A 12,601-nucleotide genomic window follows, 5' to 3' on the forward strand; every position below is an offset into this window, starting at 1 on the left:
CGGTGCCCCGTGGCGGTGCGCCTCACATGGGCAGCGAGCGCAGCCGGACCGGGCCGGGCGGCCAGGTGGCGCCGTCGTGCAGCGGTGTCCACAGGGTGCGCAGCGGCATGACGACGGGTCCGGTGGGCTGCTCCACCCGCACCTCGGCCGGCACCTCGCGCCAGCCGAGCCGCTGGTAGAGCGCGAGGAGCGCCGGGCGGCAGAAGAGGAGGGCGTGCCGCGGCCCCATGGTGCGGGCGTGGTCGAGGGCGGCCGCCACCACCCGTCGGGCCAGCCCCCGGCCGCGCACGTCGGACGCCACGGCGACCCCGCCGACGCCGATCACCGGGGTCGGCGTGCCGCCGAGGTCGACGGGCAGCCGGCGCAGACCGGCGTGGGCCACCAGCCGGCCGCCGAGCCGGATGCCGAAGTGTTCCTCCTTCGGCAACCAGGTCAGGCCGGTGGCGGCGACGCCGAAGGGATCGGGGCCGGGGCCGAGGATCTCGGTCAGGTCGGCGCCGGTGAAGTCGTCGAGGCGGACGACGGCGGGGGCAGTGGGGGCGGTGGGGGCGGTGGAGTCGTCGGGCATGCCGTGCATCATCGCCGCCGCGCCGGCCGGGGGCCACTGCGGGCGCTCCGGGCCGGGCGCGGCGCGGTGGACGGGGCCGTGCACGCCTCCTTGACGGCCAACTGCCCGCCACTTACCGTCACTTCAGCTCCTGGCGCCTTGAGAGAACCTTTACCCCTCGATGGATGAAAAAGGTGAAGGCATGGATGGGCTGCGACGTCGTTCCCTGTTGGCCGCCGCGGGTGGTACCGCGGCGGCCGCCGGCCTGACGAGCACCGGAGCGACCCCGGCACGGGCCGTCCCGCCCGCCGCTGCGGCGGGGGCCACCGCGGCACCGGCACCGTCCGGGCGCCGACCGGGGCCGTACGACCGGAAGGTCGACGCACTGCTGGCGCGTATGACTCTCGAAGAGAAGCTGGGGCAGTTGCAGCAGCTCCCCTGGGCGTACGACACCGGGCCGGGCGGGCCGGGGACCAAAGCCGTCGAAGAGGCCGCGCGGGCCGGCCGGTTGGGCTCGGTGCTCAGCATCTTCGGCGCCCGGACCTGCAACGCGCTCCAGCGGATCGCCGTCGAGGAGTCGCGGCTGGGCATCCCGCTGCTGTTCGGGCTCGACGTCATCCACGGCTTCTGGACGACCTTCCCGATCCCGCTGGCGCAGGCCGCGAGCTTCGACCCGCAGGTCGCGGCGCGGGACGCGGAGGTGTCGGCGCGGGAGGCCCGGTCCAACGGCGTGCACTGGACCTTCGCGCCGATGATGGACGTGACGCACGAACCGCGTTGGGGCCGGATCGCCGAAGGCAACGGCGAGGACCCGTACCTGACGGCCGCGTTCGCCGCCGCCAAGGTCCGCGGCTACCAGGGCGACCGGCTGTCCGCCGGCGACCGGATCGCCGCCTGCGCCAAGCACTTCGTGGCGTACGGCGGGGCCGAGGGCGGCCGGGACTACAACACCGTGGACGTCTCCGAGTCCCGGCTGCGGAACCTCTACCTCCCGCCGTTCAAGGCAGCGTTGGACGCCGGGGCGGCCACCGTGATGGCCGCCTTCAACACGATCGGCGGCGTCCCGGCGCACGCCGACCCGCACACCCTCACCGACCTCCTCAGGCGGGAGTGGGGCTTCGACGGCATGGTGGTGAGCGACTGGAACGGCGTGCAGGAACTGATCCCGCACGGGGTCGCCGAGGACGGCGCGGACGCCGCGCGGCTGGCGCTGAACGCCGGCGTCGACATGGAGATGACCAGCACCCATCTGGTCACCCACGGCAAGCGGCTCCTGCGGGAGGGGCGGATCAGCGCGCGGCGGGTGGACGAGGCGGTCGCCCGGGTGCTGCGCCTGAAGTACGCGCTCGGGCTGTTCGCGCACCCGTACGCCGACGAGGCCAGGGCGATCGGCGCGCCGTCCGCGCGGAGCCGGGCGGCGGCCCGGGCGGCGGCGAGCCGGTCGATGGTGCTGCTGAAGAACGACCGGGGGGTGCTGCCGCTCGCCCGTTCGGTCGGTTCGATCGCGGTGGTGGGGCCGTTCGGCGACTCCACCGACCTGCTCGGGACGTGGGTGATGCCGCCCGCGGCCGAGAAGTTCCCGGCCGGCACGGTGCTGGACGCGGTGCGGCGGGCGGCGCCCGGCAGCACGGTGCGGCACGCCCGCGGCGTCGCGCCGCAGGGCGACGACACCAGCGGCATCCCGGCGGCGGTCGCGGCCGCCGCGGCCTGCGAGGTCAGTGTCGTGGTGGTGGGCGAACCCCCGGCGCTCAGCGGGGAGGCCGCCGCCCGCAGCGACATCGGCCTGCCGGGCGCGCAGCGGCAGTTGGTCGAGGCCGTCGCGGGGACCGGCAGACCGTTCGTGGTGGTCCTGGTCAACGGGCGGCCGCTGACGGTGGCCGACTGGGTGGCGCGCGCGCCGGCCGTGCTCGTGGCCTGGCACCCCGGGATCGAGGCCGGCCCCGCCCTCGCCGACGTGCTGTTCGGCGCGGTCAACCCCGGCGGCAAACTGCCGGTCTCCTTCCCACGGTCGGCCGGCCAGATCCCCGTCCACTACAACCACGAGAACACCGGCCGCCCCTACTCCCCCGACGACAAGTACACCTCGAAGTACCTCGACCTGCCCGACGGCCCGCAGTTCCCGTTCGGCCACGGCCTGAGCTACACCTCGTTCCGCATCGGGGCGCCCGAGTTGAGTGCGGGGCGGATCGCGGTGGGCGCCCTGCGCGAGGGCGACACCGTCGAGGTCGCCGCGACCGTCACCAACACCGGTTCGCGGCCCGGCGACGAGGTGGTCCAGCTCTACGTCCACGACCGGGTCGCCAGCCTCGCCCAGCCGGTCCGCCGACTGCGGGGCTTCCAGCGGGTGACGCTGGCGCCCGGAAAGAGCCGGACGGTGCGGTTCCGGCTGGCCGCCGCGGACCTCGGGTTCTGGAGCAACGACCCGCAGGGCGAGTTCCGCTTGGAGCCGGGCGCCATCGACCTCTACGTGGGCGCCAGTTCGGCCGCCGACCAGAAGGCCACGCTGACCCTCACCTGAGGCGGTCCCCGACGCGGGGGAGCCCCGGGTCACTCGGGCGGTCCGGGGCCTCTCAGCTCACAGTCTTGTGCCCCGGCGGCGGCCTCCGGGAACGGCCTGGCGCCGCGGCCCCGGACCGGGGGTGCCGGCCGCCGCTCAGGCGAACTGGGCGACGTACGTGTCGAACGGTGGGATGCCGACCTCGGCGCGCAGCCGGTCCATCCGCTCCGGGTCACGGCACGGCCACGGTACGGGCGCGCCGTCGCGGACCCCGGCGATCTGGGTGCCGTAGATCTGCTCGCGCCCGTCGTTGACCAGCCTGCGGTCCGTGAGGAAGGCCAGCTCGCGGGGGCTCGCCAGGCCGTCCGCAACGGCGCGTTCGAGCAGGTGCACGGCGCGCCGCTGGACCTCCAGTTGCCGGTCGGCGTGCTGGGCCACCAGCCAGGCGCCGCGGGCGGCGGCCGCGCCGAAACGGTCCGCGGTGGGCCAGCCGTGGGCGTCGAGGATCTCGGTGAGCCGGTCGGCGTGCTGGGCGGTCAGCCGGCGCCAGGCCAACTGGTCGGCGAAGTCGTCGGCGTTGGCGCATGGTGCGGCCTGCTGGTCCGCGGCGGCCATGGCGACGAGTTCGGCCGCCACCGCGGCGACTTCGGCTGCCGGCCGGTCGGGGCCGTCGCCGTGGTCGGTGCTGCGCTGCTGCGCCTCGTGCGTCATCGGGGCTCCAGACGTCGGTGGTGACCCTGCGTCGGGTCGGTGCCCTCCACGCTAGGGGGACGAATCACCACGAAAGATCGTTCTTGTGGACGGTGACGGAAGGGGCCTCACGCCTGGATAATGGATCCATGCCCGGGACGCCCGACCGTCCTTCCGACACCCCGGACCGCGAGGAGGCCGCGCGCCGATGGCCGTGGACGCACTGGACGCGAAGATCCTGCGGTTGCTGCTGGAGCAGCCCCGGACGAGCGTGCGGGAGTACGCCCGGGTGCTGGGCGTCGCCCGCGGGACGGTGCAGGCCCGGCTCGACCGCCTGGAGCGGGACGGCGTGATCACCGCCTACAGCCCGCGGCTCTCGCCCGCCGCGCTGGACCATCCGGTGTTGGCCTTCGTGCACATCGAGGTGACGCAGGGACACCTGGAGGAGGTCGCCACCGCGCTGGCCGAGGTGCCGCAGATCATCGAGGCGTTCTCCACGACCGGCGGCGGGGACCTGCTGACGCGGGTGGTGGCCCGGGACGCCGCCCACCTGGAGGACGTCATCCAGCGGCTGATCAGCCTGCCCGGGGTGGTCCGCACCCGGACCGAGATGGCGCTGCGCGAGCGGGTGCCGCACCGGATGCTGCCGCTGGTCGAGGCCGTCGGCGGCACGGCCGACCGGGCGGGCTGAGCGGTGCCGGACGGGACGGCGCCGGGCGGACCGACGCCCGTCGTCTTCGACCTGGACGGGACGCTGGTGGACAGCGAGCCCCTCTACTTCGAGGCGGGGCGGCGCCTGCTGGCCCGGTACGGCGTCACGGACTTCACCTGGGAGCGGCACGCCCGCTTCATCGGGATCGGCACCCGCGAGACCCTGGAGGTCCTGGCGCGGGAGTACGGGCTCGACGCTCCGGTGGAGGAACTGCTGACCCGGAAGAACCGCCTCTACCTGGAGCTGGCGCGGGCGGGTACCACGGTGTTCCCCCAGATGCGGGAGTTGGTGGGGCGGCTGGCCGCGGGCGGGCACCCGATGGCGGTGGCGTCGGGGTCGTCCCGGGCCGCGATCGAGGCGGTGCTGGCCGGGACGGGGCTGGACGCGCTGCTGACCACGGTGGTGTCGGCCGAGGAGGTGCCGCACGGCAAGCCGGAGCCCGACGTGTTCCTGGCGGCCGCCAGCCGGCTGCGGGTCGAGCCGGCGGCGTGCGTGGTGGTGGAGGACGCGGCGCCGGGCGTCGTGGCGGCGCGCCGGGCCGGGATGCGGTGCATCGCGGTGCCCTACGTGGCCGGCAGCGCCGACGATCCGGGCTTCGCCGGGGCGGGGCTGGTGTTCCCGGGCGGCCAGCGGGAGTTCAGCGCGCGGACGGCGTACGCGTGGATCGGGCGGGCCGACCGGCCCGGGTGACCGCGGTGGGCCCGGGGCCGGCCGGGGCGAGGTGCGCCGGCCGGCCCCGCCGGACGGCTCAGGTGAGGCCGAGCGAGGCGCACTCCGCGGCGAGGGCCGGGGTGCAGAGCCAGTCGGTGCGGACCACGCCGTCGCTGACCACGGTGTCCTTGAGGTTCTCCTTGGTGACCACCGTGGCCTTGAACAGCTTGGCGGGGATGTGGGCCGCGCTCGGGCTGTCGGCGGTGGTGGAGGTGAGCGAGGTGATGCTCTGCCCGCGCAGCAGGCGGAAGGCGATCTCCGCGGCGGTCTCCGCCTCCGGCCGCACCTCCTTGTAGATGGTGAACGCCTGAGTGCCGTTCAACAACCTTTGCAATGCGGGGAGTTCGGCGTCCTGACCACTCACCGGAACGTTCTTCAGACCCGCCGACTTCAGCGCCTCGGTGATTCCGTCGGCCATCCCGTCATTCGCCGAGTAGACCGCGTCGAAGCCCTGCGGACCGAGCGAGTGGATGACGTCGGTCATGTCCTTCTTCGCGGTTGCCGCGGACCATTCGGGAACGTCCTTCTCGTAGACGATTTTACGAACTTTGCCGTCCAGGGCGGCGTGCGCGCCCTTCTTGAAGGACGGGGCATTCGGGTCGTCCGGGGAACCGTTGAACATGACGACGTTGGCGCTGGCGGCGCGCGGGCCGAGCGCGGCGAGTATTCCCTCGCCCTGGAGGCGGCCGATCTTCTCGTTGTCGTAGGAGACGTACGCCTTCACGTCGCCCTCGGCGAGCCGGTCGTAGGCGATGACCTGCACGCCCTGACGTGCGGCGGAGTCCACCCAGCCCTTCGCGGCCCGGGCGTCGACCGGGTCGAGGACGATGACCTTGACACCCTTCTTCACCATGTCCTCGAACTGGGTGCGCTGGGTCTCGGCGCTGGACTGGGCGTTTCCGTAGTCGACTTTGCAGGCGAGGCAGAGCGACGCGATGCGCCGGGAAATGATGCGGTGATCGAATTTCTCGTACCGCGTGGATTTGTTCTCGGGAAGGAGGAGGCCGATGTGGTCCTTCCCTTCGGGCGCTTCTTGATGATCACTTCCGCAGGCCGCCAAGGGGGCGGCGAGGGAAAGCGTCAGCGCACTGACGACGATCCGGCGGCGGATTGTTGCATTCATCACGTTCACTGCGCCCATTGCCTTCATCGGCCTCATGAAAAGTACCTCCACAGGGGCCGCCCTGACTCGGCCCATGAAGGGCTGAGTGAACGTCACGAGAGGCGCAATCGTCAAGAAACGAAGTAATAACGTCACCGATGACGCGGTATGCGTTGAGGTGTCGAAGGCGGCGGGGGTGGTCCGGCGGCCGTCCGTGTCGCGTGCGGAGCCCGGTCCGCCGCGCACCGTGAAACGACCCCCACGGCAGGTGAGCTTCGCCCGACCCCGGGGCAGATTCAGGGCCATGACCACGATGCGGAAGCGGACCCCCATCTCCGCCGAGGGTCGGCTGGGCCGGGCGAACGACCACCCCGGGCGCTACGACCCGGAGTACCGGCGGCGGCGCGACACCCTGGCGGCCCGCGCCGAGAACCACCCGGTGGGGGCGCCGTACGCGGACGTCGCGTACACCGAGGACGAGGACCGGACGTGGCGGACGGTGCACGACGCGCTGGCCCCGGCACACCGGGCGCACGCCTGCCGGGCGGTGCTGGAGGCCGGGGCGGACACGGACGTCGGGGCGGAGCGGGTGCCGCAGCACGCCGAGGTGAGCGTCGGGCTGCGGGCCCGTACCGGTTTCGCGCTCACGCTGGCCGGCGGGGTGGTGTCCAACGAGCGGTTCCTGGGCTCGATGGAGCACGGCTACTTCCACGCGGTGCAGTTCGTACGCCATCCGGCCGTGCCGTTGTACACCCCCGAACCCGACGTGCTGCACGACGTGTTCGGGCACGGCATGCACCTGTCGTCGCCACGCATCGCCGAGCTGTACCGGGTGATCGGGCGGGCCGCGAACCGGGTCCGGACCCCCGAGGCACTGGACACCCTCAGCCGGGTGTACTGGTACACCCTCGAATTCGGGCTGGTCACCGAATCCGGCGGCCCGAAAGCCTTCGGCGCGGGACTGTTGTCCTCGTACGGGGAAATCGCCGCACACGAGGGCCGAGAAGTCCGCGAATTGGACATGTGCGACGCAGCCAGTACGCAGTACCGCATTTCCAGCTATCAGCCCGTATTGTTCGCCGCGCGCTCCTTCTCCCATCTGGAGGACGCCATCGGCGCGTTCTGCGCGGAATTCGACGACGACACCGGAAACCGGCTCGGACTGCCGGCACTCCCCCGCGACCGGGGTTAGCCCCGCGGCGACGCGGGCGGCCCCGTGGGGCTCTCCCCGTGGCCCGAGTGCATGGTGCGACGATCAGGGCGCGGCGGTGGCGGCCCCGGCGAACCGGCCGACCGCGCAGTGCCCTCCGGCAGCCCACACCACCTCAGGAGAAGGCAGCAGCAAGGGAGTTGAACGCGCGCACCCGCCTCACTCCCCGACAGACACCAACGCCATCGTGATGTTGTCCGGGGCGCCGGCCTCGATGGCCGCCTTCCACAGCTCGAAGGCGGCCCGTCCGCCATCGTGGGCCCGCAGGATCGCGGCGATCTCCTCCTCCAAGACCGGGTCGGTCAGGCCGTCCGTGCACACCACGTACCGCCGCTCGCGGTCCAACGGGACGCTCCGCACGTGCGGAGCGATCGCACTGAACCGGGCCGCGCCACCGATCGCCTGCGTCACCAACGACGTGGTCCGCTGCCCGGCCTGGAGCGGCGGGCTGTCGTCCACGCTCACCTGCCGCAACCCGTCGCCGTCCGCCTCCAGCACCCGACTGTCGCCGACGTTGAAGACCAGCAAGGAGTCGGGCAGGACGACCGCACCGGCCACCGTGGTCCCCATCGCGAGCAGCGCCCGGTTCCGCTCGGCGGCCGCGTACACCGCCTGGTTGCAGCGGGTCAGCGCCTCCCGCACGGCTTTCTCGCTGTCCAGCGACGGCCCCAGTGCCGCCAGGTGCGCCACGGTCAGCGCACTCGCCACCTCACCACCGGGCTGCCCGCCGATGCCGTCGGCGACCGCCACCACCAGGGGACTGCCCAGCGGGAACAGCAGCGTCTGCGGGTTGGCGGTGACCGTGCCGCACAGCGTCCACGGACCGGCGACCAGACTGTCCTCGTTGTGCTCCCGGACCAGACCGGTGTGGCTGAGCGCCGTCACCGTGACGTACCGCGTCGCCGTTTCGCTCACCCTCGCTCCCTCCTGGCCGTTCCCGCTCCGGTCGCTGCCGCTCCGGTCGCTGCCGCCCCGGTCGCTGCCGTTCGGCCGCTGCCGACCCGGTGACCGAAGTCCCTGCCGGCGCCCGACGGGTCCGTGCCGTGCGCGCCCCGCCCTGCCGGGGACCGCGCGCTCACCGGGCCCCCGTCCGACCGCTCAGCGTGCGCCGCTGCATCATCCGGGAGACGTCCTTGGCGGTGACGATCCCCACCAGGTGTCCCGCGTCCACGACCAGGATCCGCATCCCGGTCCGCAGGGACGGCTTCTCCAACGCCTCGATCAGCAGGTCGTCGGGCGCGGCCACCGCACACTGCGACAGCGGCGTCGCCACGTCCCGCACCCGCAGCTCCGCGCGTTGGGCGACCGGTATCGCCGCGAGCCTGCGGAGCTGGACGAGGCCGCTCGGCCGCCCCTCGAAGTCCAGCAGCGCCACCGCGGTGTGCCCGGTCTGCACGGCAACCTCGTCGATGAAGCGCTCGACGGTCAGCCAGTCCGCGCCGGTCACCACGGGACTGGACATCGCCTCGCTCACCCGCAGCCCGCGCAGCGACGTCTGGAGCGTCGCACGGCGCCGCTCCGCCCCGGCGACCACCATGATGAACAACCCGATGAACGCCAGCCACAGCCCGCTCGCCGAGCCGCGCAGGACGAGGAACCAGCCGGCGGCCACCATCAGCCCGCCCATCACCTGGCCGCCCCGGGAGGCCACCAGGTCCGCGCGGTCCCGGTCGCCGGTGCGCCACCACATCAGTGCCTGGACCACCCGCCCCCCGTCCAGGGGCACGGCCGGCAGCAGGTTGAACACCCCCAGGAAGACGTTGGCCCAGCCCAACCACACCAGCACGACCGTGGGCACCGCCCACCCCGACAGCGCACTGAGCCCGAACCCGGCCCCCAGCGCCACACCCCCGACGAGCAGGCTGGTCAGGGGGCCGCTGACGGCGACCGCGAAGGCCGCGGCCGCGGTCTGCGGCCGGCCCATCCGCGTCATCCCGCCCAAGGCCCACAGGGTCACGTCCTCCACGGAGATCTGCTTCCGCCGCGCGATCGCGGCGTGCGCCGTCTCGTGCAACAGCAGGCTTCCGGTGAGCAGCGCGGCGCCGACGACCCCGGCCACGGCGTACACGACGGCGGAGCGCCCCGGAGCGATCACCGGCAGCGTCTGCCGCCCCAGGCCGTACGCGAACAGCACCACCAGCAGCGGCACGCTCCAGTGCATGCGCAGCGGCACCCCGACCACACGTCCGATCCGGACCGAGCCGTTCATCAGCGTCTCCCGCCGGCCCGGACGGCGCTTCCTCCGGGCGGGGCCTCGCGCCCCGCACTCCGCGGACCGCCCGGCACGGCACTCACCCCCCATTGTCACTCGCCTCCCCCTCGTCGCCTGCGCACTCCGCCCCTTCGCACCGGCCCCGCTCGCCCACCGCACTAACCTGGAAGCACGGACGTCGGGACGTACCCGACGTCCGAAAGGCACGCAGCCGTCGGACGCGGGCGCCGCTCGCACCGCGCGCCGCCTGACCGCGGGAGGCGAGGGCCATGGGACGCAGTCACCACTTCCACCTCGATCAGGGCGGCCACTCGATCACCGTGAACATCGGCCCGGGGCGCGACGGCGAGATAGAACTCCTGGTCAACGGCAAGGTCGTCGCCTACCAAAAGGCACACGACACCGGCTTGAACCTCCTCACCGGCGAACTCCCCGACGACCCCGTCCGGCTCTTCCGCGTCCGCATCCGCGAGCCTCGGCTCGTCCCGACCGCGCCCCGCTGCACCCTGGAACTGGACGGGGTGGAGCGCCCGATGCCCGAACGCCACCTCGTCTGACGTCCGGCGGCACGCGCTCCGCTCACTTGGCCGTGCGCTCGGCTTCCACCAGCTCCTTGAACTGTTGGAGATCGATGCGGACTCCCCGCTCGATGGCGACCGCCTGTGCGAAGCCCTGTGGCCCGCCGAAGGTCTCCTTGATCGTGCCCGGGTCGTACTCGAACCGGGCCTGGATCCGGGTGTGCCCGCGGTCGATGGGCAGCAGCGAGAACGTCCCGGCCAGATCGGGACCGCTCGTCGTCTGCCACGTCATCACGTTCTCCATCTCCCGGTCGACGATCTCGACCTGGACCTCCTGCGCCCGGCCACCCGCCTCGACGTCCAGGTGCGCCCGCCGCTCACCCGCCGCTCGGGCCTGGCGGACGCCGTTCAGGAACCGTGGATAGGTCTCCGCACGATGGAGGCAAGCCCACGCCGTTTCCAGCGGAACGTTGATGTCGATGTGTTCTTCGAGCGTGCTCATCCGACACCTCACAACTTCTTCCCGACCCCCACTACGTCTCCAGGGTCCTCCGCCCGGCCGCCGTAAGCGACCCGAGTCGCCCGGCCTCCCCGGCCGCCTTGGCCGCCCTGGGCGCTGCGAATTGCGCTCGCCTGCGGGCCGTGTGCTTCGCCGCAACCGTCATCGCCGCCCTCCCCTCCCCTCCTCCCCACCCCCTCCCTCCCTCCCCTCCCTCTTTCCTCTCGTCCCCACTGCTCCCCGCTGCTCGCTGCTCCTTCGCTCTCCTCGCTTCCTGCGGCTTCGGCGATGTCGCTGGGCTGCCCTGCCGCGCAGCGTGCCCGCCCCGTGTCTCCCCGTTCCTGCCGCGGTGCCGGTCCTGCCACGGTGCCGGCCCCGCCTCCGACGCCGCGCGGGTCAGCCGCCCTACGCCGGGTCGGGTTCCCGGTCGCACGGGGCGAGGGCGAGGATCGCCACGTCGTCGTGGAGTACGCGGGTGTGACGGGGGAGGTCGGCGTTGAGGAAGTCGATGACGTCGGCCGGTCCGGGCGCGGGCCGACCCCCGAACCGGAGGGTGAGCCGGTCCAGCAGCGGATAGAACGCGCCCGTCTGATCGCGGGCCTCGATCAGACCGTCGGTGCAGAGCAACAGCACGTCCCCCTCGCCGAAGGGGTGCGTGTACGACACCGGGACTTCGGCCGCCAGCCCGCCCAACCCCAGCGGCAGGGCCGGTGGCCCGGTGAGGGCGACCACCTCCCCGGCCGAGATCAGCACCGGCTCGATGTGCCCGTGGTTGATAATCGTCAGCTGGCGGGCGCCGGCGTCGTACTCGATCAGGGCCGCAGTCACGAACAGCTCGTCGTCGGGGATCTCCGCCGCCTCGTGGGCCAGCCGCCGTTCCATCCGGGAGGCCACCGCCAGGAGGTCCCCGGGGTCGTAGACCGCCTCGCGGAAGCTGCCGAGGATGTCGGCGACGGTACGGACCGCCTGGAGCCCCTTGCCCCGGACGTCACCGATGATGGCCCGCTCGCCGGCCCGGGTGGCCCGGATGTCGTAGAGGTCGCCGCCCACCATCGTGCCGACCTCGGCCGACCGGTAGAGACCGGCCGCCAGCACCCCGCCGACCCGGTGCGGCACCGGTCGCAGCAGCGTGCGCATCAGCGCCTCCGCCACCGAGTTGACCTGCACCAGGTGGCGTTGCTGACGCTGGCGGTACCCGGCCAGGGCCACGCCCATGATCCCCACGATCAAGGTGGAGATGTACGTCGCGACATAGTGATTCCCCCATAACTGATGGATGTTGTGGCCTGTGCAGCACGGGGTCCCCGCGAGCACGCCCTCCAGGCCGGCGGCGAAGACGGTGACGACGGCGACGCCGATCGGGCCGTGGGTGAAGGCCGCCAGCACCGGCACGGCGATGAGCAGCGAACTGACCGCCCACTGGGTGGGCGTGACGAACTCCAGCAGCAGCACCAGCAGGACGTAGAGCCCGGGCAGCCAACGCATCCACGGCGGGACCCGCGGAGCCTCGAAACCGTTGCTGTCCACGAGTCCGGTGAGCCGCTGGCCCGGGCGGGCCTGGCCCGACGGCTTCACGACGGCGGCTCCCACCGTGCCGTCGGGACCGGGCCGGCCAACCCCGCGCCCCTCGTCCTCAGCGTCACCGCTCAACGACCCACTCACGCGACCTGTTCACTCGGGCTCCCGTCACGGACTCCTGTCACGACCGTGCTCAAGGCCCACAGCCTGACGCGCCCGGGCAGCCAACCCGACGATTACGCCATCGGCAGCATGTTCCCCGCCAACGGCCTGCCACCGCGCGAGGTCCCTCGGCGGTACCGCCCGTCGTCCACTGAACCTGCTCCCCATGACGCCCCCTCTTCCCTAACAGTCGGCTGCGTGTGCCCGACGCGGGCCCGTGCCG

The 12,601-nt window shown here is 73.0% G+C and carries 12 protein-coding genes; 5 read left to right on the forward strand and 7 right to left on the reverse strand.

Features of this window, described 5'->3' with window-relative positions; translation table 11 throughout:
- Positions 1-22: 22 nt before the first annotated feature.
- Complete coding sequence (locus ABD385_RS01215) at positions 23-580, reverse strand: GNAT family N-acetyltransferase (RefSeq protein WP_425585341.1); 558 nt, start codon at positions 578-580, stop codon at positions 23-25.
- 169 nt (positions 581-749) lie between these two features.
- On the opposite strand from ABD385_RS01215, the gene bglX reads away from it, so the two are divergent.
- A complete protein-coding gene (gene bglX, locus ABD385_RS01220) occupies positions 750-3,065 on the forward strand; it encodes a beta-glucosidase BglX (RefSeq protein ID WP_344572935.1) in 2,316 nt (771 codons plus the stop codon).
- Between the two features lie 135 nt (positions 3,066-3,200).
- Here the strand turns inward: bglX and ABD385_RS01225 are convergent, their stop codons facing one another.
- Positions 3,201-3,755, reverse strand: a complete 555-nt coding sequence (locus ABD385_RS01225; protein WP_344572936.1) for a DUF6624 domain-containing protein — start codon at positions 3,753-3,755, stop codon at positions 3,201-3,203.
- A gap of 187 nt (positions 3,756-3,942) precedes the next feature.
- Between ABD385_RS01225 and ABD385_RS01230 the strand changes: the two genes are divergently transcribed.
- A complete protein-coding gene (locus tag ABD385_RS01230) occupies positions 3,943-4,425 on the forward strand; it encodes an Lrp/AsnC family transcriptional regulator (RefSeq protein ID WP_344572937.1) in 483 nt (160 codons plus the stop codon).
- A gap of 3 nt (positions 4,426-4,428) precedes the next feature.
- Entirely contained in the window at positions 4,429-5,136 is a 708-nt protein-coding gene (locus ABD385_RS01235) for an HAD family hydrolase (protein WP_344572938.1), read from the forward strand.
- A 58-nt stretch (positions 5,137-5,194) separates the two neighbouring features.
- On the opposite strand, the gene ABD385_RS01240 is transcribed toward ABD385_RS01235, so the two are convergent.
- Positions 5,195-6,280 (reverse strand): sugar ABC transporter substrate-binding protein, encoded by a 1,086-nt coding sequence (locus tag ABD385_RS01240; RefSeq protein ID WP_344573480.1) that lies wholly within the window; start codon positions 6,278-6,280, stop codon positions 5,195-5,197.
- 283 nt (positions 6,281-6,563) lie between these two features.
- Here ABD385_RS01240 and ABD385_RS01245 point away from each other — a divergent pair, with 283 nt between their 5' ends.
- Positions 6,564-7,451 (forward strand): phenylalanine 4-monooxygenase, encoded by an 888-nt coding sequence (locus ABD385_RS01245; RefSeq protein ID WP_344572939.1) that lies wholly within the window; start codon positions 6,564-6,566, stop codon positions 7,449-7,451.
- 177 nt (positions 7,452-7,628) lie between these two features.
- Here ABD385_RS01245 and ABD385_RS01250 read toward each other — a convergent pair whose 3' ends face one another.
- Both ABD385_RS01250 and ABD385_RS01255 read right to left on the reverse strand, forming a co-directional pair.
- Complete coding sequence (locus ABD385_RS01250; RefSeq protein ID WP_344572940.1) at positions 7,629-8,384, reverse strand: PP2C family protein-serine/threonine phosphatase; 756 nt, start codon at positions 8,382-8,384, stop codon at positions 7,629-7,631.
- A gap of 160 nt (positions 8,385-8,544) precedes the next feature.
- Positions 8,545-9,678, reverse strand: a complete 1,134-nt coding sequence (locus ABD385_RS01255; protein ID WP_344572941.1) for a site-2 protease family protein — start codon at positions 9,676-9,678, stop codon at positions 8,545-8,547.
- 272 nt (positions 9,679-9,950) lie between these two features.
- On the opposite strand from ABD385_RS01255, the gene ABD385_RS01260 reads away from it, so the two are divergent.
- On the forward strand, positions 9,951-10,238 hold the full coding sequence (locus ABD385_RS01260; RefSeq protein WP_344572942.1) for a hypothetical protein: 288 nt from the start codon (positions 9,951-9,953) through the stop codon (positions 10,236-10,238).
- 22 nt (positions 10,239-10,260) lie between these two features.
- On the opposite strand, the gene ABD385_RS01265 is transcribed toward ABD385_RS01260, so the two are convergent.
- The gene (locus ABD385_RS01265) at positions 10,261-10,701 is read right to left on the reverse strand and encodes an SRPBCC family protein (RefSeq protein ID WP_344572943.1); all 441 of its coding nucleotides are present in this window, start codon (positions 10,699-10,701) and stop codon (positions 10,261-10,263) included.
- Positions 10,702-11,103: 402 nt separating this feature from the next.
- Entirely contained in the window at positions 11,104-12,273 is a 1,170-nt protein-coding gene (locus tag ABD385_RS01270) for a PP2C family protein-serine/threonine phosphatase (RefSeq protein WP_344572944.1), read from the reverse strand.
- Positions 12,274-12,601 lie beyond the last annotated feature (328 nt).

Source organism: Streptomyces lunalinharesii (assembly GCF_039532155.1).
GTDB classification, from domain to species: Bacteria; Actinomycetota; Actinomycetes; order Streptomycetales; family Streptomycetaceae; genus Streptomyces; species Streptomyces lunalinharesii.

Coding starts and splice junctions, on each gene's coding strand:
- ABD385_RS01240 (WP_344573480.1), bottom strand. CDS start 6,280: ATGAATGCAACAATCCGCCGCCGGATCGTCGTCAGTGCGCTGACGCTT.
- ABD385_RS01215 (WP_425585341.1), bottom strand. CDS start 580: ATGATGCACGGCATGCCCGACGACTCCACCGCCCCCACCGCCCCCACT.
- bglX (WP_344572935.1), top strand. CDS start 750: ATGGATGGGCTGCGACGTCGTTCCCTGTTGGCCGCCGCGGGTGGTACC.
- ABD385_RS01230 (WP_344572937.1), top strand. CDS start 3,943: ATGGCCGTGGACGCACTGGACGCGAAGATCCTGCGGTTGCTGCTGGAG.
- ABD385_RS01225 (WP_344572936.1), bottom strand. CDS start 3,755: ATGACGCACGAGGCGCAGCAGCGCAGCACCGACCACGGCGACGGCCCC.
- ABD385_RS01255 (WP_344572941.1), bottom strand. CDS start 9,678: ATGAACGGCTCGGTCCGGATCGGACGTGTGGTCGGGGTGCCGCTGCGC.
- ABD385_RS01260 (WP_344572942.1), top strand. CDS start 9,951: ATGGGACGCAGTCACCACTTCCACCTCGATCAGGGCGGCCACTCGATC.
- ABD385_RS01265 (WP_344572943.1), bottom strand. CDS start 10,701: ATGAGCACGCTCGAAGAACACATCGACATCAACGTTCCGCTGGAAACG.
- ABD385_RS01245 (WP_344572939.1), top strand. CDS start 6,564: ATGACCACGATGCGGAAGCGGACCCCCATCTCCGCCGAGGGTCGGCTG.